This window comes from Janthinobacterium sp. 78 (assembly GCF_003096775.1).
Taxonomy (GTDB): domain Bacteria; phylum Pseudomonadota; class Gammaproteobacteria; order Burkholderiales; family Burkholderiaceae_D; genus Janthinobacterium; species Janthinobacterium tructae.
Genome location: NZ_QENT01000001.1, coordinates 4,828,338 through 4,853,943, shown reverse-complemented (window position 1 = coordinate 4,853,943; position 25,606 = coordinate 4,828,338). Strand labels below are relative to the sequence as shown.

Here is a 25,606-nt window from a genome sequence, read left to right as displayed (position 1 = left end):
CATGCAAACCAAGACCCTGCTTCAAGCCGCCATTGCCACCGCGTTTGCCAGCCTGGCCGGCGCCGCTGTTGCGCAAGTGCCGCCCGGCTATCCGGCCGATTACCAGAAGATCGTCGATGCGGCCAAGAAGGAAGGCAAGGTGGTGATCTACAGCGCCACCGACAGCAAGGCCGCCGCGCCGCTGATCAAGGACTTCAGCGCCCTGTATCCGGGCATTTCGGTCGAATACAACGACATGAATTCCACCGAGGTGTACAACCGCTTCATTTCCGAAGTGGCGGCGGGCGGCAACACTGCCGACGTGATGTGGTCGTCGGCGATGGATTTGCAGATGCGCCTGGCCTCGGACGGCTACGCCCTGAAGTACAAATCCGTCGAAGCGGCGAAGATTCCTGGCTGGGCCATGTGGGATGACCAGGCTTATGGCACCACGTTCGAGCCGGCCGCCATCGTCTACAACAAGCGTTTGCTCGACCCGAAGGAAGTGCCGAAGAACCACGACGACTTCGTCAAGCTGATCGCCACGCCGAAATTCAAGGACAAGGTCACCACCTACGACATCGAAAAGTCGGGCGTGGGCTTCATGTTCATGGCGCAGGATGCCAAGGAATATCCGCAATTCCTGGCGCTGGAAAATGCGTTTGGTACCGCCAAGGTGCGCGTGCAGTCGTCGACTGGCACCATGATGGAGCGTATCTCCTCGGGTGAAAACCTGATCGGCTACAACGTACTGGGCTCGTATGCCCTGGTGCGCGCCAAGACCGACCCATCGATCGGCGTGGTGCTGCCCAAGGATTACACGCTGATCCTGTCGCGCGTGCAGTTCATCAACAAGAACGCGAAGAACGTCAACGCCAGCAAGCTGTGGCTCGATTACATCCTGTCGCACCGCGGCCAGACCATCATCGCCAACGGCGCCAAGCTGTTCGCCATCCGCGCCGACGTCACGGGCGAAACCACGTCGGCTGACCTGATCAAGCAAATCGGCGCGGCCAACGTCAAGCCGATTCCCGTGCACCCGATCATCCTGCAATTTCTGGGACCGGCCAAGCGCATGGCCTTCCTGAAACAGTGGAAAGAAACAGCCGGCAAGAAGTAGGAATAGCCAACGCCGTCTTGGCCGCCCGCGAGCCTGGCTTGCGGGCACACGCAGCACCCTTCATTCATTGGATTCATCATGCAAACTGCCATCTTGCCGCTGCCTGCACGGTCGCGCTCTCCCTTGTCGCGCCTGAACTGGTCGCGCGGTGTGGTCGTGACGATCACGCTGATCGCCATTTTCCTGCCGCTGTTCCTGATTTTTTACCAGAGCTTTTTGAACGCGCCGTTTTTCATGCCGGTGCGCGAATTCGGCTTTGACTCTTACCGTTTCATCTTCGATGATCCCGATTTCGCCATGGCCTTCAAGAATGGCCTGATGCTGGCCTTCGGCCTGACCGTCATCGCCGTGCCGCTGGGCGGCATGCTGGCCTTCCTGATGGTGCGCACCGATTTGCCGGGACGCGGCTGGGTGGCGCCGATGCTGCTGGTGCCGATCTTTGTCTCGCCGATGGTGATGGGCTTTGGCTATGTCGTCTCGATGGGTCCCGTGGGCTTTTACTCGATCTGGGCCAAGGAGCTGCTCGGCTTCGTGCCCTGGAATATCTATTCCTTCACCAGCATCGTCATTATCGCCGGCCTGACGCACGTGCCGCACGTCTACCTGTATGCCTCGTCGGCACTGAAAAGCCTCGGTTCCGATGTCGAGGAAGCGGCCCGCGTGGCCGGTGCCTCGCCGATCCAGGTGATGCTCAATGTATCGCTGCCGATGATCATGCCGGCGCTCGCGTATGCGGGCGTGCTGGTGTTCTTCCTCGGCTTCGAAGTATTCGGCCTGGTGCTGGTGCTTGGTGATCCGGAAGGCCATCTGGTGCTGCCGACCTATCTGTACAAGCTGACGAACAAGCTCGGCACGCCGTCCTACCACCTGATGGCTGCCGTCGCCGTCTGCCTGGTGATGGTGACGATGCCGCTGGTGATGATACAGCGCTGGCTGCTCAAGTCCGCCAACAAGTATGTGTCGATCAAGGGCAAGGGTGCGCGCAGCAAGGCCATGCCGCTGGGCCGCTGGAAGTGGCTGGCCTTTGCCTTGCTGGCGGGCTGGCTGATTTTCACCATCATCCTGCCGCTGACGGGCATCGTGCTGCGCTCCTTCGTGCAGTACTGGGGCGAAGGCGTGCACCTGGCCGACGTGCTGACCCTGCAGCATTTCCGCGATATTTTCGACCAGCCGTCGCTGGTGCGCGGCATCGTCAACACCATCCTGATCGGCGTCGTCGGCGGCGCGCTGGCCGTCGGCTGCTACAGCTTCATCGCGCTGGCCATGCACCGCAAGCAGGACGGCATCACGCGCCTGCTCGACTACAGCGTGCTGGTGCCACGCGCCGTGCCGGGCCTGCTGGCCGGCCTGTCCTTCCTGTGGGTATTCCTGTTCGTGCCGGCCTGGCTGGACGGCATGTTGAAAGGCATGGACAACGGCGTGGCCCTGTGGCTGAGCGGCCATGTGATCCCCGTGCTGCGCGAAGTGCGCTCGACCATCTTCGCCCTGTGGCTGGCGTATTCGGTGGTGTGGATGGCCTACGGCATGCGCCTCATTTCCACCGCGCTGCTGCAGGTGGGACCGGAACTGGAAGAGGCGGCGCGCGCCGTCGGCGCCAACCGCGGCCAGGTGACGCGCGACGTCACCCTGCCGCTGATCAAATACGGCTTGCTGGGCGCCTGGCTGATGGTGTTCCTGATCTTCGAGCGCGAATATTCGACGGGCGTGTACCTGCTCTCGCCGGGCACGGAAGTGATCGGCGCCATGCTGGTATCGCTGTGGGCCGGCGGCTCGACCGACCTGGTGGCGGCACTGTCCTTCATCAATATCACCCTGGTGGCCATCGGCCTGGGCATCGCGCTGCGCTTCGGCGTGAAGTTACATAACTAAATACAAAGACTGAGACCACATCATGAATGAACTGACCGTCAATGAATTGCACCTGGACTACGGCACCGGCGCTGCCGCCAACCAGATCCTGAAAGGTGTCTCGATGCACCTGAAAAAAGGCGAAGTGGTCGCCTTGCTGGGGCCTTCGGGCAGCGGCAAGACCACCTTGCTGCGCGCCGTCGCCGGGCTGGAAAGCCCGAAGGCGGGCACCATCGAGATCGGCGAGCGCAATGTCTACGATGGCGCGAAGCACTTCGAGATGCCGGCCGAGCATCGCAATCTGGGACTGGTGTTCCAGTCGTACGCGCTGTGGCCGCACAAGACCGTGTTCGACAACGTCGCCTATGGCCTCAAATTGCGCAAGATGGGCAGCACGGAGATCGCCGCGCGCATCAAGGAAGTGCTGACGCAGCTGGGCCTGGGGCACCTGGGCGAACGCTATCCGCATCAGCTGTCAGGCGGCCAGCAGCAGCGCGTGGCGATCGCCCGCGCACTGGTGTACAACCCGCCCGTGATCCTGCTCGACGAACCGCTGTCGAACCTGGACGCCAAGCTGCGCGAGGAAGCGCGCGCCTTCCTGCGCGAACTGATCGTGCGCCTGGGCCTGTCGGCCCTGATGGTGACGCACGACCAGGGCGAGGCGATGGCCATTTCCGACCGCATCTTGCTACTGAATAACGGCAAGATCGAGCAGCAGGGCACGCCGCAAAGCATGTATGAAACGCCCGACACCTTGTTTACGGCCGAATTCATGGGCAGTAACAACCGCCTGCCCGGCAAGGTGGTGCAGCGCGATGGCAATCAGGTGCGCTTGCTGATCGACGGCGCCTCCATGCAGGGCGTGGCGCGCGGCGCCAACGTGGGCACGGACGTGACCACCATGATCCGGGTCGAGGAGGTGAAGATCAGCGCCACGCAGGTCGACAATGCCATCGAACTGCCGCTGCTGACCTGTATGTACCTGGGCGACCGCTGGGAATGCCTGTTCGAGCGCGGCGGTGCCGAGAATATCAGCCTGCGCGCGTATTCGCGCCACAAGCTCGACGCGGGCAAGTACTGGCTGCACATGCCGGCCGATAAACTCTGGGTGTTTTAACGGTAACGAGGTGGCCACGCCGGCGCGCAGTGTATTGCTCTTGCTGCGCGGCGCTGGCCGCCTGGCCGCCACAGTTGAATTGGCCGGCTGGCACTGGCATAAAGCAAACGCTCTGTATTGTCCTTGCTGTACACCCCATTCATCCTCGCTGCCGCCATATGTGGGTAGTATGTGCATCCCCTTTTTTCAGCTTTCCCTCTTGGCGGCACACTGGCCAGTCATCCCCGATGACTGTGTTTGCCGCGCCGCTGCGCCTGCTGCGTGTGTTATCTAAAAATAATGCTCGCATGGGGTGCCTGTGCAGCTTATGGTGATCATGGATAAAAAATACTATTTCTGAGAATGCCGCTTTTCCATCGAAGATAATGGATGGAGGTGTTACAAATAGTAACTACAGCGGAGCATCTTTTTAAAAAACATTTTGTATTTACATTTAAAAAGTTGCTTCACGGCCATTTATTTTAGTTATTTTTTCTTCCATCGTTTATAATTTGAAAAGAACGCCGGCGGGGCTTTTTGCGCAGTTTTGACGTGAGTTCGCCCTTTTTTTGAACTCAGGAAAATGCATATGCGCACCGATGGTGTCCGTTTTTCAATTGTCAGACATGCCGCCTGGGCGCCAGGCCTGGAAACGCCGCAGCAATGGCACGCTTGGGCGCAAAGCGCCTTGCCCGTCGCGCCGATTGCTGCCGCTGGCGAGCCAGGCGTGCGTGCGATGGCGCCGATGCAGCGCCGCCGCGCCGGTCAGCTGGGCAAGATGGCGCTCGAAGTGGCGTACGCCTGCCTCGGCGAACAGCGCGATGTTCCGCTCGTTTTTTGTTCTCGCCATGGCGAGGTGGCGCGCGCCGTCGAACTGTTGTCGGCGCTGGCCCACGGCGAACCCTTGTCGCCGACGGCGTTCGGCATGGCCGTGCACAATGCCAGCGCAGGCTTGTTTTCCATCGCCCGCGCCGATATGGCCAATCAGCTGGCCGTCGCCGCCGGTGCGGCCAGCCTCGCGGCCGCGGTGATCGAAGCGTGCGGCTTGCTGGCCGATGGCGCGGCGCAGGTATTGCTGGTGTTGGCCGAGTGTCCCTTGCCAGTGCCATTCGAGGCCTTTGAAGACTGTCATGAGCAGCCGCATGCGTTTGCCTGGCTGCTGCAGGCCGAGGAATCCCCGGGCACCGCTTTCAGCCTGACGTGGCGCGCCCGCGGCAGCGGCGATGCGTTGGCGCCAGCCGCCGGCGCCATGCCGGGCAGTCTGGCCGTGTTGCGATTCATGCTCGGTGAGGCCTGCTCGTTCGAGCATGCGGCCAACCGCCAGACATGGTGCTGGAGCCGCCATGCATAAGCTGGAGGCTGTTCGCGCCAGCCTGTCGATAGGCTGGCGTACCATCGCGACCGCGCTCAGTTTTGTCGCCTTCGGCCTCGGTGGCTTGCTGCTGCGCGTGCTGGTGTTCCCCGTGCTGCAGGTACTGGTGTGGCGGCGCGAGACGCGCATTGCCTGCGCGCGTGCCATCATCGGCTGGAGTTTTCGCCTGTATATCGGCCTGATGCGTTTTCTCGGCGTGTTGCGCTATGACTTGCACGGCCTGGATAAGCTGAAGCGGGGCGGCTTGCTGATCCTGGCCAATCATCCGACCCTGATCGACACGATTTTCCTGATGGCGTATGTCAAACAGGCCGATTGCATCGTCAAGTCCGATTTGTGGAATAACCCGTTTACGGGCGGTCCCGTGCGCGCGGCCGGCTATATCAACAACACGGGCGGCGCCGAACTGGTGGACGCCTGCCTGGCATCGCTGGCACGCGGCAATAACCTGATCATTTTTCCGGAAGGCACGCGCACGCCATGTAGCGGCGAGGTCGTGCTGAAGCGGGGCGCGGCCAATATCGCCGTGCGCGGCCGCCGCGACGTGACGCCCGTGCTGATACGTTGCCTGCCCAGGACTCTGGGCAAGGGCGAGCCGTGGTGGCGCGTGCCGGCGCGCCGCGCGCATTTCGAGATCGCCGTGCAGGACGACCTGGCGATCGACGAGTTTACCGGCGGTGGCGCCAGCGACGTCATGGCGGCGCGCACTTTGACCACTCATCTGCAACATTATTTTAGCGGGAAACAGGAACAACATGCTTGAACAAGAAGTGAAGGAACTGATCATCGAGGCGCTGCAACTGGAAGACATGAGCGCTGCCGATATCGATACGGATGCGCCCCTGTTTGTCGAGGGACTGGGACTCGATTCGATCGATGCGCTGGAACTGGGCGTCGCCCTGCAAAAAAAATACGGCATTTCCCTGTCGGCCGATTCGGCCGATACGCGCCGCCACTTTGCCTCGGTACGGGCGCTGGCGGCCATGGTTGACACTCACAGAAAGAAGTAAGGAGCAGCAAAATGGTAGATATGAGCGCAATGAGCCGCGATGAACTGTACGCATGGGTAGTGCAGCTGCTGGCCGAAATGTTCGAGCTTGATCCAGCGGCGCTGACGCCGCAGTCGAATCTGTATGCCGAACTCGATATCGACAGCATCGACGCGGTCGACCTGGCGGTCAAGCTGAAGCAGCTGACGGGCAAGCGCCTGCAGCCGGAAGTGTTCAAGACCATCCGCACGATCGACGACGTGGTCGAGGCGCTGCGTGCGATGTCGGTGTCGGAACAGGCGGCATAACGCGTGCTGCTCAATGCCGTCGCGTTGCTGCTGACCGTACTGTATCCGTTGGCGATCTGGCTCGGTCACGGCCAGGTCGAACCGCGCTGGCTGGCGCTGTTGCTGTTGCTGGCCGTCGGCTGCCGCCTGCCAGCGCTGAAGTTGCAGCGCACCGCGCGCTGGTCGGTGGCCGCCGCGCTGCTGCTGGCCGCCATCGCCCTGTGGAGCAACCTGCTGCTGCCGCTGAAACTGTATCCGGTACTGGTCAATGTCGTCTTGCTGGCCACCTTCGGCTACAGCCTGTGGGCGCCGCCGTCGGTGGTGGAACGCCTGGCGCGCTTGCGCGAGAAGGATTTCCCACCTGCGGCCGTGCGCTATACGCGCCGCGTGACGCAGCTCTGGTGCGGCTTTTTCATCGTCAATGGCGGCATCGCGCTGGGCACGGCGCTGTGGGCCAGCGAAGCCGTCTGGTCGCTGTACACGGGCGTCATCGCCTATATCCTGATGGCCCTGTTATTTGGCGGCGAGTATCTCGTCCGCCTGCGTTTTAAGCGTTTGCACCATGCCTGAATCCTTTTTGCCGGAAGTCTCCGTACCTGCAGCACATCCGCCGATTTCCTCTCTGGCGCGCCTTGCGCTGGCCATGCATGACCGTACGCCAGCCATTCCTGTCGGCTGGCGCGATGGCGAGGTGCTCGATCACGCGTATTTTGCCGCGCGCATGGAAGCGTGGGCCGGCTTGCTGGAGCGCCAGGCAGGCCGTCATTTCGCCTTGTACCTGGATGACAGCATCGAGTTTGGCGCCGCCTTGCTGGGCGCCTGGCAGGTGGGCAAGACCATCTGGCTGACGGCCGATACGCTGCCGGCCAGTTGCGCCTCGCTGGCTGCATCCGTCGATGGTTTCCTGGGGCAGTTCCCGGCCGCGCTTGCGCCGTTGCCGCTGCCTGCCGACGGCCTGGCCGGGCGCGCATGGACCGTGCTCGCTGACGACTTTCCGGCGCTGGTGGTGCATACCTCCGGCAGCACGGGCGCGGCGCAAGCCATGCCGAAAAAACTCTCGCAGCTGTGCAGCGAAGTGGCCACGCTGGAGCTGCTGTTTGGCGGGCACGCCGATGGCGCCGCCGTCGTCGCCACCGTCACGCACCAGCATATCTACGGTTTGCTGTTCAAGGTCCTGTGGCCGCTGGCCGCCGGGCGTGCCGTGCATGCGCACAGCGTGGATTACCCGGAACAGCTGGCCGCCCTGCTGGCGCGCGGTCCGTGCGTGCTGGCCGCCAGTCCCGCGCACCTGAAGCGCCTGCCGGAACACATCGACTGGTCCGGCGCACGCGCGCAGCTGCGCGCCGTGTTTTCCTCGGGCGGGCCACTGGCCCGGGACAGTGCGCTGGCGGCGGGCAATCTGCTTGGCCGCGTGCCCTGCGAAATCTATGGCAGCTCGGAGACGGGCGGCGTGGCCTGGCGCCAGCGTGCTCCAGAGCGTCCTGACGACGAGAGCTGGCAAGGATTTCCCGGCGTGGACTGGCGCCTGCTGGACGACGGCGTGCTGGAAGTGCGTTCGGCGCACCTGGCCGACGATGGCTGGCTATGTCTGGCCGACCGCGCGCGGCAAACGGCGCCAGGACGCTTCCAGTTGCTGGGGCGTAGCGACCGCATCGTGAAGATCGAAGAAAAACGCATTTCCCTCAATGCCATCGAAGCGGCATTGCTGGCCACGCCGCTGGTGCAGGACGCGCGCGTCCTGTTGTGCGATGCGCCGGCTGGCGAGCGTCAGAAAGTGGCTGCCTTTATCGTCTGCAGCGCTGCCGGCCGCGCGCTGCTCGACGCCGAAGGCAAGCTGGCCCTGAACCGCCAGCTGCAAACGGCGCTGGGCGGCCAGGTCGACCCCGTTGCCTTGCCGCGCCGCTGGCGCTACCTGGAACAGCTGCCCATCAATGCGCAGGGCAAGACGACGCAGGCGCTGTTGCTGGCCTTGCTGGCGCAGGTGGACAAGCCGCCCCGCCTGCCGCAGGTGCAGCTGATCGAACGTTCGGCCGAAGGCGAAACGCTACGGCTGCTGTTTGAACTGTACGTCCCCGCGAATCTGTTCTATTTCGATGGCCATTTCACGGGCGCGCCCTTGCTGCCCGGCGTGGTGCAAGTGGAGTGGGCGCTGCACTTTGCGCGCCAGCACCTGGCGCTGCCCGCGCGGTTCCGCGCCATGCATGCCCTGAAATTCCAGCAGCCGGTGCTGCCGGACCGGCCCGTGCGGCTGGCGCTGGAGTATGACGCGCTCAAGGCCAGCCTGCAGTTTCGTTATCTGTCGGACGCCGGCCAGCATGCCAGCGGCCGCATCCTGTTCCACCCGAATGCCGCTGCCGTTCCCGGTAGCGGCGCCGATACACCCCTTCCAGCAACGAGCGCATGTTAGATAAAAAATTCTCACCCGAACGCCAGACCGCCTTTGCCGCCCGTTTCGAGGCGCAAAAAATCGCTTTCGGTCCCGTCGTCTTTCAATGCGTGCGCTATGCCTGGAAGCGCGGCATGCTGCAGGCGCTGGCCGACACGGGCCACAGCGGCCTGACGATTGCAGACATGTCTGCCAGCGGCCGCTGGACCGAGTATGCGCTGAAGGTGGCGCTCGAATCGTGCCTGTCGGCCGGCGTCGTTTCGCTGCGCGACGGTGCGTATGTGCTCGACAAGATAGGCTTTTGCATGCTGACGGACAGCATCACCCAGGTCAACCTGGACTTCATGCATGACGTCTGCTACCAGGGCTTGTTCGACCTGGACCGTTCGCTTGATGCCGAGCAGCCATTGGGACTGGCCGCGCTGGGCGACTGGCCCACCCTGTACCAGGGTCTGTCGGCGCTGTCGGAACCGGCCAAGGGCAGCTGGTTCGCCTTCGACCACCACTATTCGGACACCTCGTTCCCCGAGATTTTCCCGGACGTCTTTGCCACGGCGCCGCGCCGCATCATGGACATCGGCGCCAATACGGGCAAGTTCGCCAGTGCGGCGCTGGCCTACCATGCGGGCGTGGAACTGCACCTGGTCGATCTGGAGCGCCAGCTTGCCGTGGCCGATCAGACCCTGACGGATGCCGGCGTGCGCGAGCGCGCGCATTTGCACGCCTGCGACCTGCTCGACGACGCCGCGCCGCTGCCGACCGGCATGGACCTGATCTGGATGAGCCAATTTCTCAGCTGTTTCAGCGAGCCGGCCATCGCCAGCATCCTGCGCCGCGTGGCGCTGGCGCTGGGGCCGAACGGGCAGGTGCTGATCATGGATACCTTCTGGGACCGCCAGCAGTACGATATCGCCGCCTACTGCCTGATCAACACTTCGCCATACTTCACGGCCATGGCCAGCGGTAACAGCAAGATTTACCAGAGCGCCGACTATATCCGCCTGGCGCAAGCGGCCGGCCTGGAGCTGCTGACCACGCGCGACGGCATCGGCTATTGCCATTCGCTGCTGCGCTTTGGCCGCGCCGGAGCCCGCAGTGACTGAAGTGCGTTTTCACCCTTGCATCGTGATCCCCGTGTTCAATCATGAACACGCGATCGGCGCCGTGGTGCAGCGCCTGCTGCCGCATGGCGTGCCGCTGATCCTCGTCGACGACGGCAGCGCCGGCGCCGGCGCGCGCACCCTCGACGCGCTGGCCGCCGCGCATCCGTCGCGCGTGACCTTGCTGCGCCATGCGCACAACCAGGGCAAGGGCGGGGCGGTGCTGACCGGCTGCCGTCACGCGCATGCGCACGGCTACAGCCATGCGCTGCAGATCGATGCCGACGGCCAGCACGAAACGGACGATGTGCCGCGCTTCCTGGCGCAGGCGCAAGCCACGCCTGCAGCGGTGGTGATCGGCTATCCCGTGTACGACGCGTCGGTACCCAAGGCGCGCTACTATGGCCGCTATGCGACGCACGTCTGGGTATGGATCAATACCCTGTCGCTGCAGATCCGCGACTCCATGTGCGGTTTTCGCGTCTATCCGCTGGCGCCGCTGATGGCGCTGGCGCAGCGGGGCGCGCTGGGACAGCGCATGAATTTCGATACCGATGTGCTGGTGCGCCTGTACTGGGATGGCTTGTCGATGGAAAATCTGCCCACGCGCGTCGGTTACCCCAGCGACGGCGTCTCGCATTTTCAGCTGTGGCGCGACAACGTGCTCATTTCGCGCATGCACGCGCGCCTGTTTTTCGGCATGCTGTGGCGCGCACCGCGCCTGCTGGCCCGCCACTGGCGCGCGCGATGACGGCTGCGCCACAACAGCCGCGCGGACACTGGTCCGGCTTCAATGAAGTCAGCTTCGTGGCCGGCATGCGCCTGCTGTTCTGGATCTGCCGCGTCTTCGGCCGCTGGCCTTTCCGCATCGTGCTGTACCCGGTGCTGGCCTGGTACGTGCTGACCAAGCCGCGTGCGCGCCGCGTGTCGCGCAATTACCTGCGTCGCGTCGCGGCCTGCGGCGGCCCGGCAAACCTGAGCGTGCTGCGGCACTTCGCCACGTTTGCCGAAACCATCCTCGACAAGATGCTGCTGTGGGGCGGGCTGTACGACACGCGCAGCGTGAGCCTGCACGGCGTCGACGGCGACGATGGCGTCAACCGCTGCCTGGACGAGGGGCGTGGCGCCTTGCTGATCTGCGCCCACCTGGGCAACCTGGATTTGTGCCGCGTGCTGTCGCAGCGCAATGCGCGCCTGAAGCTGACGGTGCTCGTGCACACGCGCCATGCGCAGGCGTTCAACCGCATGCTCGAGCGTCTCAATCCTGACAGCCAGCTCAATCTGATGCAGGTGACGGAAATCACGCCTGCCACGGCCATGCTGCTGGCGGAAAAGGTGGCGCAAGGCGAGTTTGTGGTGATCGCCGGCGACCGCGTTCCCGTCTCGCCCCAGCCGCGCGTGGCCGTGGCGCCGTTCCTGGGCCAGCCGGCCGCCTTTCCGATCGGCCCATATGTGCTGGCCAGCGTGCTGCAATGCCCGGTGTATCTGCTGTTTTCCATGCGCCTCGGCCAGCGCTCCGAAATCCATTTCGAACTGTTCCGCGAGTCGCTGCACCTGCCGCGTAAATCGCGCGAGCCGATGCTGGCCGAACTGGCGGGCGCCTATGCGGCGCGCCTGCAGTACCACTGCCTGCGCGCGCCGCTCGAATGGTTCAATTTCTACGATTTTTGGCAACTCCCCGATACTTCAAGACTGGATACTCCCGATGCAACTCGCTGATCTGAAAAACACCCGGCGCGCCGTCCGCTTCGACCGCGAGCGCCTGCGCATCGAAGACATTACCGACATCGCGCATGGCCGGGCCAGCGCCGAACTGTCCAGTGACCCCGTCTTTCTGGCGGCAATCGCGCGCGGCGCCGATTTCCTCGACCGCCTGCTGCGCGAGGACGGCACCATCTATGGCGTGACCACGGGTTACGGCGATTCGTGCACCGTGACCGTGCCGCCTGAACTGGTGGCCGAGCTGCCGCACCACCTGTACACCTATCACGGCTGCGGCCTGGGCGAATTCTTCACGCCGGCGCAGACGCGCGCCATCATGGCCACGCGCCTGGCGTCGCTCTCCAAAGGTTTTTCCGGCGTCAGCGTGGAACTGCTGGCGCAGATCGCGCGCCTGCTCGATGCGGGCCTGCTGCCGCTGATTCCCTCGGAAGGTTCGGTCGGCGCCAGCGGCGACCTGACGCCGCTGTCCTACCTGGCGGCGGTGCTGTGCGGCGAACGCGAGGTGTGGCGCGACGGGATACAGGTACCGGCGCAACAGGCGCTGCGCGAAGCGGGCATCACGCCGCTGCGCCTGCGTCCGAAGGAAGGCCTGGCGATCATGAACGGCACGGCCGTCATGACGGCGCTGGCGTGCCTGGCGTATGAGCGCGCCGAGTATCTGATGCGCCTGACGACCCGCATCACGGCCATGGCCTCGTTTGCGCTCGATGGCAACGCGCACCACTTCGATGAAACCCTGTTCTCCGTCAAGCCCCATCCCGGCATGCAGCAAGTGGCGGCCTGGCTGCGCACCGATCTGCCCACCGATTCCTGGGAACGCAACGGCAAGCGGCTGCAGGACCGCTATTCGATCCGCTGCGCGCCGCACGTGATCGGCGTGCTGGCCGACGCCTTGCCGTGGCTGCGTTCGTCGATCGAGAATGAACTCAATAGCGCCAACGACAATCCCATCATCGACGCCGAAGGCGAGCGCGTGCTGCATGGCGGGCATTTCTACGGCGGGCATATCGCCTTCGCCATGGACAGCATGAAGAATACGGTGGCCAACCTGGCCGACTTGCTGGACCGCCAGATGGCCTTGCTGGTCGACAGCCGCTACAACCAGGGCTTGCCGGCCAATCTGTCGGGTGCCACCGGACCGCGCGCGGCCATCAACCACGGCCTGAAGGCCTTGCAGATCAGCGCCTCCGCCTGGACGGCCGAAGCGCTGAAGCTGACCATGCCCGCTTCGGTGTTTTCGCGCTCGACCGAATGCCACAACCAGGACAAGGTCAGCATGGGCACCATCGCCGCGCGCGACTGCCTGCGCGTGCTGGAACTGTGCGAGCAGGTCGCTGCGGCGCTGCTCATTACCGTGCGCCAGGGCGTCTGGCTGCGCTGCAAGGTCAATCCTGACGTGCCGCCGCAAGCGGCGCTGGCGGCGATGATGGCGGCGCTGGCCGCCGATATCGCCCCCGTGGAGGAAGACCGCCGGCTCGACCCGGAACTGCGCGTGCTGCTCGAACGCATTCGCGCCCAAGCCTGGCCACTGTACGGAGCCGGGCATGACTGAGACGCATAAAGTGCGCGGCAAGAAAGCCGCGCCCAGCCGCTGGCACGCCGAAGTGGAGATGCAGGTGCAGTTCTTCGACCTGGACCCGATGGAGATCGTCTGGCACGGCCGCTACGTGAAATACCTCGAAGTGGTGCGTTGCGCGCTGCTCGACAGCATAGGCTACAACTACGTCGACATGAAAGCGTCCGGCTATGCCTGGCCCGTGATCGACATGCACTTGCGCTACGTGGCGCCGGCCACCTTTGGCCAGCGCCTGACCCTGCGTGCCGACCTGGTGGAGTGGGAGCACCGTCTGAAGATCGAGTACCAGGTCAGCGACAGCGCGACGGGCAAGCGCCTGAACCGCGCCAGCACGACGCAGGTCGCCGTCGATATCGCCAGCGGCGAGATGTGTTTTGCCTCGCCGCCCATCTTGTTTGAAAAATTGGGATTGAAGGCCGTATGAAAAAACAATTCAAAGTCCTGCTGGCGGGCCTGTGCCTGCTGGCGATGGCGCCGCTGCACGCGGCCGCACCGGTGGCGAAGATCGAGGCCATGCTGGCCAAGCCGCAGCAGCTGTGCGGCCGCTTCGACCAGAGCAAGCAGCTGGCCGGCATGAAGAAGGCGCTGGCCTCGAATGGCCGCTTTTGCGTGGTGGCCGGCAAAGGCGTCTTGTGGCGCACCTTGCAGCCGTTTCCGAATACCCTGCGCCTGACGCGCGACGAGATCGTGCATTTCCAGGGCGAGCGCGTGGCCATGCGCCTCGACGCGAAGACGGAGCCGGTGGTCAAGATGATCAACAGCGTGCTGTTTTCGCTGCTGGCCGGCGACCTGGCGCAACTCGATACGCTGTTTGAAGTGGATGGCAGCATCGATGGCGGCACCTGGCAAGTGGCGCTGAAGGCGCGCCAGCCGGCGCTGGCCAAGGCCATCGGCAGCATCCGCCTCGATGGCGGCGCCTTCGTGAAAAACATCAGCATCAGCGAGGCGAGCGGCGACCGTACCAGCATCGTGTTCTCGGCGATTGAAACGGGACCGTCCGCCATCACGGCGCAAGAGGCGGCCCTGTTTTGACTTCCTTGACAAACCGCGGCCGCAACGCCTGGCGCCTGCTGGCCATCGCCTGGGCGCTGGTGGTGGCGCTGCTGCTGGCGCATAACGCCTATCTGTGGCTGGGCAAGCGCATCGCGCCCGAAACCGACATTCTCGCCTTGCTGCCGGTGCAGGAGCGCGACCCGGTGCTGCAGGCGTCATTTACGCACATGGTCGACGCGGCGCAGCAGCGCGTGGTGGTGCTGGTCGGCGCTGCCGAATGGAGCGATGCGAAGCGCGCGGCGGATGCCTACAGTGCCGTGCTGGCGCGCCATGCGGGCCTGTTCCAGTCCACCCCGCTCGACGAGCAGACGCAGAACGACTGGCTGGCGCTGTTCCAGCAGCATCGATTGACCTTACTGACGGCGCCGCAGGAAACGCAGTTGCGCCAGGAGACGCCACAGTTCTGGCGCGATTCGGCGCTCAGTCAGCTCTACAGCCCCTTCGGCGGACCTAAGCTGGGCGCCTGGCAGGACGATCCCTTCGGCCTGTTTGGCGGCTGGGTGCAGGAGCGCGCGCAGGAAACGCCGGTGCGTCCGCGCGACGGCCATTTGTTCGTCGCCGACGGCGAGCGCCAGTATGTGCTGCTGCCGATGACCTTGAGCCTGCCCGCCTTTTCGCTGGGCGCGCAGGAAAGCGTGATGCCCGCGCTGGCGCAAGCCGAAGCGGCGGCGCGGCAGGCCGTGCCCGGCGTGGAAATCATCAGCGCCGGCGTGATCCTGCATGCGGCGGCGGCCAGCAGCCAGGCGGCGGGCGAAATGTCGACCATCGGCCTGGGCTCCCTGGCCGGCATCATCCTGCTGACGTGGTTCACCTTCCGCTCATTCAAGCCGATCTCGCTGATCCTGCTGTCGATCGGCATCGGCTGCCTCGGTTCCCTGTCCGTGTGCTGGCTGCTGTTTGGCAAATTACACCTGATGACCTTGGTCTTTGGGGCCAGCCTGATCGGCGTGGCGCAGGATTACGGCATTTATTTTCTATGCAACCGCCTGGGCGCCGATCCGGCGCTCGATTCGCGCACCTTGCTGCGCCGTCTGCTGCCGGGCCTGTGCCTGACCTTGCTGGCCGCCGTCATCGGCTACATGGGCCTGGCGCTGACGCCATTCCCCGGCTTGCGCCATATGGCCGTATTTTCCGCCCTGGGCCTGGTGTTTGCCTGGCTGACGGTGGTGTGCTGGTTCCCCGCGCTGATTGGTGGCGGCACCTTGAAGAGCGGCGCCCTGGTCGCGCGTTACGGCGCGGCGCGCGCGCGCTGGCCGCTGTTGCGGGCCAACCGCGCCACCCTGGCTGGCGGCGTGCTGTTTGCCCTGTTTGCGCTCTTCGGCATCAGCCGCCTGGGCGTCAACGACGATATCCGCTTGCTGCAAACGCCGCCCGCGCACCTGATACGCGACCAGATCAAATTGAGCAAATTGCTCGATGGGCCCACGCCGGTGCAGTTCTACCTGGTGCGCGGCGACAGCGCGGAAAGCGTGCTGCAGCGCGAGGAAGCGTTGAAGCAGCGCCTGCTGCCGCTGATCGCGCAAAAGCACATCAGCGGCGTCCAGGCCATGTCGAACTGGGTGCCGTCGCTGCACACGCAGGCGGCGCGCCGGGTCTTGCTCGACACGGCCATCCTGCAGCCGGGCGCCGCGCTCGACTTGCTGGCGCAGTCCGTCGATGAAGGTCCCGAGTGGGCCGGCAAGGTACGCGCGCAGTTGGCGCAAGCCGGTGCGCCGCTGTCGATCGATGCCTTCCTGAAGGTGCCGGCCAGCGAGCCATGGCGCCATCTGTGGCTGGGCAAGGTGGAAGGCGGCTATGCCTCCATCGTCGCCTTGCGCGGCATGCAGTATGCGGCCATTCCCCTGCTGGCGCAGGCGGGCGACGGCATGCCAGGGGTGCAGTGGGTCGACAAGGTGAGTGAAATTTCGTCGGTGCTGGGCCGCTACCGCGTCTATATGGGCGCCGTGGTGCTGGGCGCCTACCTGGTGGTCTTCGGCTTGCTGCTGCCCCGTTACCGGCGCCGCTCCTGGCGCGTGCTGGCGCCCACGGCGCTGGCCAGCGTGGCGGCCCTGGCCTTGCTGGGCTATTTGAACCTGCCGCTGCAGCTGTTCCACGTGCTGGCGCTGATGCTGCTGCTGGGCGTGGGCGTCGATTACGGCATCTTCATGCAGGAGCACCCTGACCGCCGCAACGACACGCCATGGCTGGCCGTGGGCCTGTCGGCGGCCAATACCATTCTGTCTTTCGGCTTGCTGGCGCTGAGCAAGACGGCCGCATTGCAGGCATTCGGCCTGACCATGCTGATCGGCACGGCGCTGGTATGGCTGCTGTCGCCGTGCTTTGCCGAAGCCGACCCCGACCCCGACCCTCGTAGCGCGGCCGATGCCGCAGGAGAAATCTGATGTTTTTGCACTGTCAACGATGGGCGCCGGCACTGCTGCTGGCACTGGCCGGCTGCGCCAGCGTGCCGCCTTCGACGCCCGCGCGCCTGGGCCTGAAACTGGCGCCGCAGGCGCTGGGCGCCACGGTCAGCGTGCAGCAGCACCTGGTCGTCGAACGGGCGGGCCGCATCGACGAACTCGATGCGGCGCTGGAAGTGGAGCCATCGCATCTCGACCTGGTGGGACTGGCATTTGGCCAGCGCGTGCTGTCGCTGCACTACGACGGCAAGGAGATGACCTCCTGGCGCCACCTGATGCTGCCGGCGCAGGTGCGCGCCGAGGACGTGCTGGAAGACATGCAGCTGACCCTGTGGCCGCGCGAGGCGATCGCGCAAGCCCTGCCGGCCGGCTGGCGCATCGAGGATAGCGGCTTGCGCCGCACCCTGTTCCTGCATGACGAGGCGGTGACGGTGATCGACTACAGCGGCATGCCGCGCTGGAGCGGCACGGTGGTGCTCGATAACCTGCGCTACCGCTATCGCCTGACGATACAGAACGCCCCGGAAGGAAGCTGAATGACTGGCTTGACTGTGTACCTGAATGATTGCGGCATCGTCTGCGCGCTGGGCGCCGGCCGCGAAGCAGTGCGCGCGCGCCTGTTCGCCGCGCACAGCGGCGTGGTGCCCGTCGATACCTACACGCCGGGACGCGTGCTGCCGCTGGGCGTGGTCGACGCGGCCTTGCCATCGGTGGCGCGGCACGGCATCGCCGCGCGCAGTCGCAACAACCGGATGGCGCTGGCGGCGCTGGCGCAGATCCGCCCGGCCGTGGAGCAGGCCATCGCCCGCTACGGCGCGGACCGCGTCGCCGTGGTGATCGGCACGAGTACGTCGGGCATCGCCGAGACGGAAGGCGCGATCGGCCAGCATGTGGCGGGCGACGGCTTGCCGGAGGCTTTCCACTATGGCCAGCAGGAGATGGCGTCGCCGGCGCTGATGCTGGCCGGGGAACTGGGCATCGACGGCCCGGCCCTGGTGCATTCGAGCGCCTGTTCGTCGAGCGCGAAGGCGATGGCCAGCGCGGCGCGCCTGATCCGCATGGGCCTGTGCGACGCCGTGCTGGCGGGCGGCGTCGATACCCTGTGCGGCTTTACCGTGGCCGGTTTTTCCGCGCTGGCGTCTGTCAGCGCACGGCGCTGCAATCCGTTCGGCGCGAACCGCGACGGCATCAATATCGGCGAGGGCGCGGCCCTGTTCCTGATGACGGCGCAACCGGCCGCAGTGGCCTTGCGCGGCTGGGGTGAATCGTCTGACGGCCACCATATGTCGGCGCCCGATCCCGCAGGCGGCGGCGCGCGGCTGGCCATCGCCCAGGCACTGGCGCGCGCCGGCATCGCCGCGTCGCAAGTCGACTATGTGAACCTGCACGGCACGGCCACGCCGCAAAACGATGCGATGGAAGCGCGCGTGGTGTCCGACCTGTTCGGCGCCACGGCGATGAGCAGTTCCACCAAGCCGCTGACAGGCCATGCGCTGGGCGCGGCGGCGGCCATCGAGGCCGCGCTGTGCTGGCTGGCGATGCAGGACGATAACGCCGAAGGGCTGCTGCCGCCGCACCTGTGGGATGGCGTGCCCGATGCGTCTCTGCCGCCGCTGCGCCTGGCCTTGCCCGGCGCGCGGCTGGGGCGTCCGCTCGACTGGGCGCTGAGCAACTCGTTTGCCTTCGGTGGCTCGAACGCCGCCCTGCTGTTCGGGAGGGGAGCATGAGTTTTCCAGGTATCGGCGAGCTGGTGCCCCATTCCGGTGCCATGGTACTGCTCGACCGGGTGTTGTCGGCCGATGCGGAAAACCTGTGCGCCGAAGTGACCATCCATGCTGGCAGCGTGTTTTATGATGCGCCGTCGGCAGGTGTGGGCAGCTGGGTCGGCATCGAATACATGGCGCAGGCGATCGCCGCGCATGCGGGCTACCTGGCGCGGCTGGTCGGCGCGCCCGTGAAGATCGGTTTTTTGCTGGGGGCGCGGCGCTACGAAGCGCAGCTGCCCCTGTTTGTGGATGGCAGCGTGCTGCAGGTGCATGTGCAGCAAGCCTTGCAGGGCGAGAATGGACTGGGCGCGTTCGAGTGCCGTATCGAGATGGCCGGCGCCGTGCTGGCGCAGGCGACGATTACGGTATTCCAGCCCGAGGATGCAAAGCAATTTCTGCAGGAGAGTATGAATGGAGCACAGCATGAGTAAGAGTGTATTGGTGACGGGGTCGTCGCGCGGCATCGGCAAGGCCATCGCCTTGCGACTGGCGCGCGACGGTTTTGACGTGGTGCTGCATTGCCGCAGCGCGCGCGGCGAAGCCGACGCGGTGGCGCAGCAGGTGCGGGCGCTGGGACGCGCGGCGCGCGTGCTGCAGTTCGATATCGGCGACCGTGCCGCGGCAGCTTGCGCACTGGAAGCGGACATCGCCGAACATGGCTGCTATTACGGCGTCGTGTGCAACGCCGGCGTGGCGCGCGACAATGCGTTTCCCGCCATGTCGGGCGAGGACTGGGACATCGTCCTGCAGACCAACCTCGATGGTTTCTACAATGTGCTCAACCCGCTGGTGATGCCGATGGTGCAGCGCCGCAAGCCGGGGCGCATCGTCACCATGGCGTCCGTTTCGGGCCTGATCGGCAACCGGGGGCAAGTCAATTACAGCGCGGCCAAGGCCGGCATCATCGGCGCCACCAAGGCGCTGGCGCTGGAACTGGCCAAGCGCGCCATCACCGTGAACTGCGTGGCGCCGGGCCTGATCGAGACGGACATGATCAGCGAGGTGCCGCTCGACGAAGCGCTGAAGATGATCCCCGCGCGCCGGGTCGGCACGCCGGACGAGGTGGCCGCTGCCGTCAGTTTCCTCGTCGGCGAGGAGGCGGGCTACATCACGCGCCAGGTCATTTCCGTGAATGGAGGCATGGCATGAGCCGGCGGGTAGTCGTGACCGGCATGGCCGGCATCAGCCCGATCGGCAATGACTGGCCGGCCATCCGCCAGCGCCTGGGCGAATACCGCAACGCCATCGTGCGCATGAACGAGTGGGCCGATTACGAAGGCTTGAATACGCAGCTGGGCGCGCCGGCCGCGCCGTTCGCGCTGACGGAGCGCTACAACCGCAAGGCCGTGCGCAGCATGGGGCGCATCGCGCTGATGGCCACGCGCGCCAGCGAACTGGCGCTGGAACACGCGGGCCTGGCCGGGCACCCCGTGGTGAAAAGCGGGCAGATGGGCATTTCCTTCGGTTCGTCCGCTGGCACGCCCAGCGCCATCGGCGACTTTGGCCGCATGATGGAAGAGCGCACCACCAAGGGCATCAACGCCACCACCTACATCAAGATGATGGCGCACACGGCGCCCGTGAATATCGGCGTGTTTTTCGGCGTCACGGGAAGAGTCATCACCACATCGAGCGCCTGCACCTCGGGCAGCCAGGGCATCGGCTATGCCTACGAGGCGATCGCCGGCGGCAAGCAGCTGGCGATGATCGCCGGCGGCGCCGAGGAACTGTGCGCCACCGAGGCGGCCGTCTTCGACACCCTGTTCGCCACCAGCACGCGCAACGACGCGGGCCACACGACGCCGCGTCCTTTTGACGCCAGCCGCGATGGCCTGGTGATCGGCGAGGGCGCCGGTTGCCTGATCCTGGAAGAGTTCGACCACGCGCAGGCGCGCGGCGCCACCATCCATGCGGAGCTGGTGGGCTTCGGCACGAACAGCGATGGCTGCCACGTGACCCAGCCGAACGCCGCCACCATGCGCCAGGCGATGCTGCTGGCGCTGGCCGACGCGGGCTTGCAGCCGTCCGATATCGGCTACATCAATGCGCATGGCACCGGCACGCAGCAGGGCGATATCGCCGAATCGCAAGCCACGTTCGAGGTGTTTGGCGACAGCACCCCCATCAGTTCGCTGAAAAGCTACATGGGCCACACCCTGGGTGCCTGCGGCGCGCTGGAAGCGTGGATCAGCATCGAGATGATGCGCGAAGGCTGGTTTGCGCCCACCATCAACTTGCAGCAAGTCGACGCGCAATGCGCGCCGCTCGACTACATCACCGGCGAAGGCCGGGCCATCGAATGCGAGTACGTGATGTCGAACAATTTTGCCTTTGGCGGCATCAACACGTCGCTGATTTTCAAGCGTTACCGGCCGTGACGCACGCTTGTGCTGGCGCAAACGGCGCAGGCGCTTCTTTTTGTACCATCTCTATCTTATCGAGGAAAACAGCATGAAAAAAATGATGATCCTGGCAGCAATGAGTGCAGCGCTGACAGTCGTCTTGCCGGCACAGGCAGGCGATACCAAACACATGATGCCGATCGCCAATGCGATGTCCGCCAACGATGCCCAGGCCCGTCTTGGCGATACCGTCAAATTCTATTTTGGCGACCAGGCAACGCCCGCGATTGCCACGCGCATCAGCAGCGACAAGACCAGCCAGAAAACCAATGGTGTTGGCAAGTCGGCAGAAACCTCGTGCAACTGGGCCTTCCTGTCGGCCATGCTGGCGCTGCAAAAGCGCGCCCAATCGGTGGGCGCCGACGCTGTCGTCAATATCGTCAGCAACTACAAGAATGTCGAACATTCCAGCGCCACGGAATTCGAATGCCATGAAGGCACGATGATGACGGGCGTGGCCTTGAAGGGCGAGTTCGTGAAGTTAAAAGCAGCTAAGTAAGCAGCGGAGTAGCAGGGAAATCGTCCATATCGCTCACCGGTGCCAGCTTGCAGGAAGGCTGGCCCGTGGAAGCCATTCGAATAAAAAGAGAAAGAGAACATGCAAAAAGTATCGAAAACCGTCATCCTGGCTGGCGCAGTGCTGGCGATGTCCATGCTGCAAGGCTGCGCCACACGCGTCAAGGCTTCGTCAACCAGCAATCCGGCACCGAGCGAGGCCTTCTCGTCGTTTGGCCGCATTGAAGTCAAGCCGACGGTGTTTGCCGAGGGTTACAAGGGTAACCAGGCTGGCCTGACAAAGATAGACGAGAATATCCGCAAGGACTTGGCCGAATCGCTGACCAGCTGGAATGCCGCCCGGGCCAATGGCCGCGTGCTGATCATCGAGCCTATCGTCGAAGAGATGCAGTTCAAGAGCGGCGCCAAGCGTGTATTCCTGGGCCCATTGGCCGGCAGCTCCGGCGTGCGCATGCGCGTCAAGATCCGCGACAACAAGGGCACCCTGGTCGCGACGCCAGAGTTCTTCCAGCGCGCGGACGCGATGGCGGCCGGCTTCACGTTTGGCGTGCACGATAACCTGATGCTGACCCGCATCGCCAACCTGACCAGCGCTTACATCAAGGCCAACTATGTACGTGCCGAAGGCGGCCCGACTGGCGCCGATAGTAAAGCGGTCGAAGCAGCAATGACGAACTAGAAGGGCGCGGCGCGCAAGCGCCTGCAGACCTGCTGAGAATGGCAGCGACGGGGAACCGCGCTGCCATTTTTTTGCCGCATGCATGCTGGCAATTTGTGGCAGACTGCGCCTTTGTCTATCGATTCGCTTTCATGTCCTCAGCCCTGCCCAGCACCGGCGCCAGCATCTGGCTGCTCGATTCCCGCAGCCTTGATCTCGCGCAGCTGACTCAGTATGAAACGTGGCTCGGGCCAGCGGAAACGGCCCGCTATGCGCGCTTTGCGCGGCCGCTGCGCCGGCGCCAGTTCCTGCTGGGGCGCGCCCTGCTGCGCGTGGCCATGGGCAAAATGCTGCAAGTGGCGCCGGAATCGATCGCGCTGGAAGAGCGCGCCGGCCAGGCGCCGCTGCTGCTGTCGCCCGTCGAGGGTGCGTATTTCAGTATTTCGCACAGCGGCCACTGGGTCGCCTGCGCGCTGAGCAGTACGACGCGGCTGGGACTTGATATTGAGCTGCGCGACCCGCGGCGCGATGTGCTGGCGCTGGCGCGCCAGGCGTTTGGCGCTGCTGTGGCCGCCGAGCTGCAAGGCTTGCCGGAGGATGTGCGGCTGGCGCAGTTCTACCAGCGCTGGAGCGCAGCGGAGGCGCGCTACAAGCTGGGCATGGATGCCGCCGTTTGTGTGACGATCGCCCATGCCGAACTGTCCATCGTGCTGTGCAGCGCGGCGCCGCTGGCGCAGGCGCCCGCCTTGCGATTGTCCGGCCTGGCGCCGGACTAATTTCCTCGCACCACGATTTCCTGCGCCTTCGGTTCGCGCTGGCGCATGAAGCGCACGATGGAGTCGACGCTGACGACGTCGATCTGGCGCGTCATGCGACGCTCGAACGGGTGATCGTCGAAAGCGATATTCGCGCGGAACATGCGCGCGCCCAGGCGCGTAGCGGCGGGGATGCTCAGCGTTTGCGGCGCGTAGTTGGCGCTTCGCAGCCAGCCTTGCGCTTCGGCGCGCGTTTCGATCTTGCCAGGCTCGTTGCTGGCCGCGGCCAGGGTTTCCAGCACCCATTGGTTCGAGTTCTGATACTTGGTGGAAAACGGGTAGGCCAGCATATTGTAGTGCGGCTCATGCAGACGCTTGGGCGTGTTGCTGGTCAGCAGGCGCGCCAGTTGCTGCTGCGTATCCTGGCCGGGAATCAGGATCAGGGTTTCATACATGAACACATCGTCCATGAAGAAATTGCCCAAGCCTTCGTTGTACAGCGACGATTGCGCCGTGCCGCACTCATTGAGTTCATGCACCACCAGCCAGCGCCCTTGCGGGTGGTCGCGCCAGGCCAGCGCCATGTGCGAATAGCGCAAATTGTACTTCGACAGGTCTTGCCCGGCGCGCGCCACCAGCGCCACTTGCGCGCCCGAGGCATCGAGCGCCTGCAGGGTTTTTTGTGCCAGTTCCATCGATTTGACGAGGGTGCTCGCATCCGTTGGCTTTTCCTCGCACGAGCGCCCCGCATGGGCGACGCCGGCCAGGGCCAGGCTGATGATCATCACGGTCAGGCGTTTCATGGGTTCACGCTTTCGAATGGTGGAGGATGGCATTGCCGGCCGCGTTCGGCACATAGGCGATGGCCTTGCCCGACAGCAGCAGCATGTGGCCCGTCGAGACGGCCACCACCTTGAGCACCGTGCCGGCTGCCAGCGACAGGCCTTGCGTGGCTTTCTGGCTCAGCTTGACGGAGGCCGTGGCGGCGGAAGATGCGCCCCTGGCCGCGCTTTTCAGCACCAGGACGCTGCCGTCGGCCACGTCTTCCACCTTGTCGATGACGACTTCACCGGCGGCGGCCAGCACCGACATGGAGCCGACCAGCACGATGGCCGAGGCCATGCTGGCGTTGTCGGAGGCGTTGGTGGTGTCGGAGTTGGCGGCCTGAACATGCAGAGTGGTGGCGCACAACACGGCGATGGCGAGCAGATGTTTCATGGGAGAGTGGTTTTTCATGGCTGATTTACACTTTGGAGTGGTGCAGCAGGGCCTTGCCCAGTTCGTTCGGGATGAAGGCGATGGCCTTGCCGGAAAGAACCAGCATATGGCCGGTGGACAGCGCCACCACGTTGACCACCGTGCCGGCCGCCAGCGACAGGCCCTTGGCTGCTTGCGTGCTCATCTGGATGGAAGCGCCGCCCGCTTCGGACGCGCCTTTCAGCACGATGACGATGCCTTCGCCCACCGTTTCCACGCTGGCGACGACCACCTGGCCGGAAGCGACCAGCATCGACATGGAACCTGCGACGACGACGGCGGAGCCCTGGCTGAGGTTTTGCGAGCCTTTCGACAGGTTCTCCGAGGCGGCGGCATGGACCAGGCCGGGAGTGGCCACGGAGAACGTCAACAGCGACAGGGACAGGCAGAGGGGCAGCAAGCGTTTCATGTGTTTCTCCTTCAAGTGTGCCAAGTGGCAACGCCATCATTGTAGACTGAGGGCAATTGGTCAATGAAAACGCTACTCGTAGCGGGCAGGCATACCGCAGGTAGCGTATTGCGCTACTTTTTTACCGCTGGAACCGATGCAATTTTTATAAAGGAAGTGCATGCCGCAAACCCACGCCCTGATCGAGGCCTTGAAACGCCTGTTGAAAGCGCGCGCCGTCACCTATGCCGAGCTGGCCCAGCGTATCGGCGTGTCCGAAGCCAGCGTCAAGCGGATGTTTTCGCAAAAGCAATTTACCCTGCAGCGCCTGGACCAGATCCTGGTCGCCATCGGCAGCGATTTCCAGCAGCTGGCGCTGGCCGTGCAGACGGCGCAGGCCGCGCCCACCCTGATCACGGGGCTGACGTATGCGCAGGAAAAGGAAATCATCGATGACACCCGCTTGTTCGTGGTGGCCGTGTCCGCCCTGAACCTGTTGCCGCTGGAGCAGATCATCGCCATCTATGACATCAGCGAGGCGCAAGCCGTCAAATATTTGCTGCGCCTCGACAAGATCGGTTTCCTGGAACTGCTGCCGAATAACCGGGTCAAACTGCTGGTGGCGCGCACGTTTGCGTGGATACCGAATGGCCCGATTCATAGCTATTTCAAAAAGGAAGCGTATGGCGATTATCTCAATTCGCAATTCGATGGTGAGACAGAATTGCTGCGCCTGGTGAACGTGATGCTGTCGAAAAAATCCACGGCGGCCTTGCTGGAGCGTTTGAAGCAAGTGGCGGTGGAGTTTTCGCAGCAGCACCAGGAAGACGCGCGCCTGCCTGGCGATGAGCGTCTGGCCATCAGCTTCATGCTGGCGGCGCGGCCGTGGATGCCGCAGACGTTCAAGGCGCTGCTGCGGCAGTAGCGGTGGCGATGT

At 64.5% G+C, this 25,606-nt stretch carries 28 protein-coding genes; 25 read left to right on the top strand and 3 right to left on the bottom strand.

All coding sequences use genetic code 11. The annotated features are described in order from the left end of the window. Position 1: 1 nt before the first annotated feature. The 24 genes from C8C92_RS21405 (at position 2) to C8C92_RS21290 (ending at position 23,045) form a co-directional block, all read left to right on the top strand. Positions 2–1,099, top strand: a complete 1,098-nt coding sequence (locus C8C92_RS21405; RefSeq protein ID WP_099762883.1) for an ABC transporter substrate-binding protein — start codon at positions 2–4, stop codon at positions 1,097–1,099. A gap of 78 nt (positions 1,100–1,177) precedes the next feature. Then, positions 1,178–2,968, top strand: coding sequence for an iron ABC transporter permease (locus C8C92_RS21400; RefSeq protein ID WP_096237142.1), 1,791 nt, complete (start codon positions 1,178–1,180; stop codon positions 2,966–2,968). Between the two features lie 22 nt (positions 2,969–2,990). Beyond that, complete coding sequence (locus tag C8C92_RS21395) at positions 2,991–4,064, top strand: ABC transporter ATP-binding protein (RefSeq protein WP_099762884.1); 1,074 nt, start codon at positions 2,991–2,993, stop codon at positions 4,062–4,064. Positions 4,065–4,632: 568 nt separating this feature from the next. Next, positions 4,633–5,394, top strand: coding sequence for a beta-ketoacyl synthase chain length factor (locus tag C8C92_RS21390; RefSeq protein ID WP_116745180.1), 762 nt, complete (start codon positions 4,633–4,635; stop codon positions 5,392–5,394). Then, on the top strand, positions 5,387–6,178 hold the full coding sequence (locus C8C92_RS21385) for a lysophospholipid acyltransferase family protein (protein ID WP_116745179.1): 792 nt from the start codon (positions 5,387–5,389) through the stop codon (positions 6,176–6,178). Before C8C92_RS21390 ends, C8C92_RS21385 begins: the two co-directional genes overlap by 8 nt. Further along, on the top strand, positions 6,171–6,425 hold the full coding sequence (locus C8C92_RS21380) for a phosphopantetheine-binding protein (protein ID WP_071322591.1): 255 nt from the start codon (positions 6,171–6,173) through the stop codon (positions 6,423–6,425). Before C8C92_RS21385 ends, C8C92_RS21380 begins: the two co-directional genes overlap by 8 nt. Before the next feature lie 29 nt (positions 6,426–6,454). After that, positions 6,455–6,712, top strand: a complete 258-nt coding sequence (locus tag C8C92_RS21375) for an acyl carrier protein (protein WP_034750398.1) — start codon at positions 6,455–6,457, stop codon at positions 6,710–6,712. A gap of 3 nt (positions 6,713–6,715) precedes the next feature. Further along, complete coding sequence (locus C8C92_RS21370) at positions 6,716–7,261, top strand: hypothetical protein (protein ID WP_099762887.1); 546 nt, start codon at positions 6,716–6,718, stop codon at positions 7,259–7,261. Then, entirely contained in the window at positions 7,254–9,098 is a 1,845-nt protein-coding gene (locus C8C92_RS21365; protein WP_116745178.1) for an AMP-binding protein, read from the top strand. The genes C8C92_RS21370 and C8C92_RS21365 overlap by 8 nt, the downstream gene beginning before the upstream one ends. Beyond that, positions 9,092–10,180 carry a class I SAM-dependent methyltransferase gene (locus C8C92_RS21360; RefSeq protein ID WP_116745177.1) on the top strand — a complete coding sequence of 363 codons (1,089 nt, stop codon included), beginning with the start codon at positions 9,092–9,094 and terminating at the stop codon, positions 10,178–10,180. Before C8C92_RS21365 ends, C8C92_RS21360 begins: the two co-directional genes overlap by 7 nt. Further along, a complete protein-coding gene (locus C8C92_RS21355; protein WP_243420317.1) occupies positions 10,173–10,928 on the top strand; it encodes a glycosyltransferase family 2 protein in 756 nt (251 codons plus the stop codon). The genes C8C92_RS21360 and C8C92_RS21355 overlap by 8 nt, the downstream gene beginning before the upstream one ends. Further along, complete coding sequence (locus C8C92_RS21350) at positions 10,925–11,896, top strand: acyltransferase (RefSeq protein ID WP_116746073.1); 972 nt, start codon at positions 10,925–10,927, stop codon at positions 11,894–11,896. Before C8C92_RS21355 ends, C8C92_RS21350 begins: the two co-directional genes overlap by 4 nt. Beyond that, positions 11,883–13,451 (top strand): aromatic amino acid ammonia-lyase, encoded by a 1,569-nt coding sequence (locus C8C92_RS21345; RefSeq protein WP_116745176.1) that lies wholly within the window; start codon positions 11,883–11,885, stop codon positions 13,449–13,451. The genes C8C92_RS21350 and C8C92_RS21345 overlap by 14 nt, the downstream gene beginning before the upstream one ends. Beyond that, positions 13,444–13,899 carry an acyl-CoA thioesterase gene (locus tag C8C92_RS21340; protein ID WP_116745175.1) on the top strand — a complete coding sequence of 152 codons (456 nt, stop codon included), beginning with the start codon at positions 13,444–13,446 and terminating at the stop codon, positions 13,897–13,899. The genes C8C92_RS21345 and C8C92_RS21340 overlap by 8 nt, the downstream gene beginning before the upstream one ends. Further along, complete coding sequence (locus C8C92_RS21335; protein ID WP_116745174.1) at positions 13,896–14,507, top strand: outer membrane lipoprotein carrier protein LolA; 612 nt, start codon at positions 13,896–13,898, stop codon at positions 14,505–14,507. Before C8C92_RS21340 ends, C8C92_RS21335 begins: the two co-directional genes overlap by 4 nt. Positions 14,508–14,512: 5 nt before the next feature. After that, positions 14,513–16,909 (top strand): MMPL family transporter, encoded by a 2,397-nt coding sequence (locus C8C92_RS21330; RefSeq protein WP_116745173.1) that lies wholly within the window; start codon positions 14,513–14,515, stop codon positions 16,907–16,909. After that, on the top strand, positions 16,909–17,463 hold the full coding sequence (locus C8C92_RS21325; protein WP_099762894.1) for a DUF3261 domain-containing protein: 555 nt from the start codon (positions 16,909–16,911) through the stop codon (positions 17,461–17,463). The genes C8C92_RS21330 and C8C92_RS21325 overlap by 1 nt, the downstream gene beginning before the upstream one ends. After that, the gene (locus C8C92_RS21320) at positions 17,464–18,654 is read left to right on the top strand and encodes a beta-ketoacyl-ACP synthase (RefSeq protein ID WP_207781031.1); all 1,191 of its coding nucleotides are present in this window, start codon (positions 17,464–17,466) and stop codon (positions 18,652–18,654) included. Beyond that, on the top strand, positions 18,651–19,124 hold the full coding sequence (locus tag C8C92_RS21315) for a hotdog family protein (RefSeq protein WP_116745172.1): 474 nt from the start codon (positions 18,651–18,653) through the stop codon (positions 19,122–19,124). The genes C8C92_RS21320 and C8C92_RS21315 overlap by 4 nt, the downstream gene beginning before the upstream one ends. Further along, entirely contained in the window at positions 19,117–19,842 is a 726-nt protein-coding gene (gene fabG / locus C8C92_RS21310; protein ID WP_180287884.1) for a 3-oxoacyl-ACP reductase FabG, read from the top strand. The genes C8C92_RS21315 and fabG overlap by 8 nt, the downstream gene beginning before the upstream one ends. Further along, positions 19,839–21,071, top strand: a complete 1,233-nt coding sequence (locus C8C92_RS21305; protein WP_116745171.1) for a beta-ketoacyl-ACP synthase — start codon at positions 19,839–19,841, stop codon at positions 21,069–21,071. The genes fabG and C8C92_RS21305 overlap by 4 nt, the downstream gene beginning before the upstream one ends. Positions 21,072–21,144: 73 nt before the next feature. Then, positions 21,145–21,594, top strand: coding sequence for an excinuclease ATPase subunit (locus C8C92_RS21300; protein WP_099762897.1), 450 nt, complete (start codon positions 21,145–21,147; stop codon positions 21,592–21,594). A gap of 99 nt (positions 21,595–21,693) precedes the next feature. Further along, complete coding sequence (locus C8C92_RS21295; protein WP_099762898.1) at positions 21,694–22,290, top strand: hypothetical protein; 597 nt, start codon at positions 21,694–21,696, stop codon at positions 22,288–22,290. 131 nt (positions 22,291–22,421) lie between these two features. Beyond that, positions 22,422–23,045: a 4-phosphopantetheinyl transferase gene (locus tag C8C92_RS21290; RefSeq protein WP_116746070.1), complete on the top strand. Its 624-nt coding sequence runs from the start codon at positions 22,422–22,424 to the stop codon at positions 23,043–23,045. On the opposite strand, the gene C8C92_RS21285 is transcribed toward C8C92_RS21290, so the two are convergent. Genes C8C92_RS21285 through C8C92_RS21275 form a run of 3 tightly spaced genes read right to left on the bottom strand, consistent with a single transcriptional unit; the run spans position 23,042 to position 24,690 of the window. Further along, positions 23,042–23,827 (bottom strand): DUF2145 domain-containing protein, encoded by a 786-nt coding sequence (locus C8C92_RS21285; protein WP_207781030.1) that lies wholly within the window; start codon positions 23,825–23,827, stop codon positions 23,042–23,044. The genes C8C92_RS21290 and C8C92_RS21285 overlap by 4 nt on opposite strands. Positions 23,828–23,831: 4 nt before the next feature. Next, on the bottom strand, positions 23,832–24,242 hold the full coding sequence (locus C8C92_RS21280) for a hypothetical protein (protein WP_116745170.1): 411 nt from the start codon (positions 24,240–24,242) through the stop codon (positions 23,832–23,834). A 25-nt stretch (positions 24,243–24,267) separates the two neighbouring features. Then, positions 24,268–24,690, bottom strand: coding sequence for a hypothetical protein (locus C8C92_RS21275; RefSeq protein WP_099762902.1), 423 nt, complete (start codon positions 24,688–24,690; stop codon positions 24,268–24,270). Between the two features lie 160 nt (positions 24,691–24,850). Here C8C92_RS21275 and C8C92_RS21270 point away from each other — a divergent pair, with 160 nt between their 5' ends. Continuing rightward, entirely contained in the window at positions 24,851–25,594 is a 744-nt protein-coding gene (locus C8C92_RS21270) for a helix-turn-helix domain-containing protein (RefSeq protein ID WP_243420316.1), read from the top strand. Positions 25,595–25,606 lie beyond the last annotated feature (12 nt).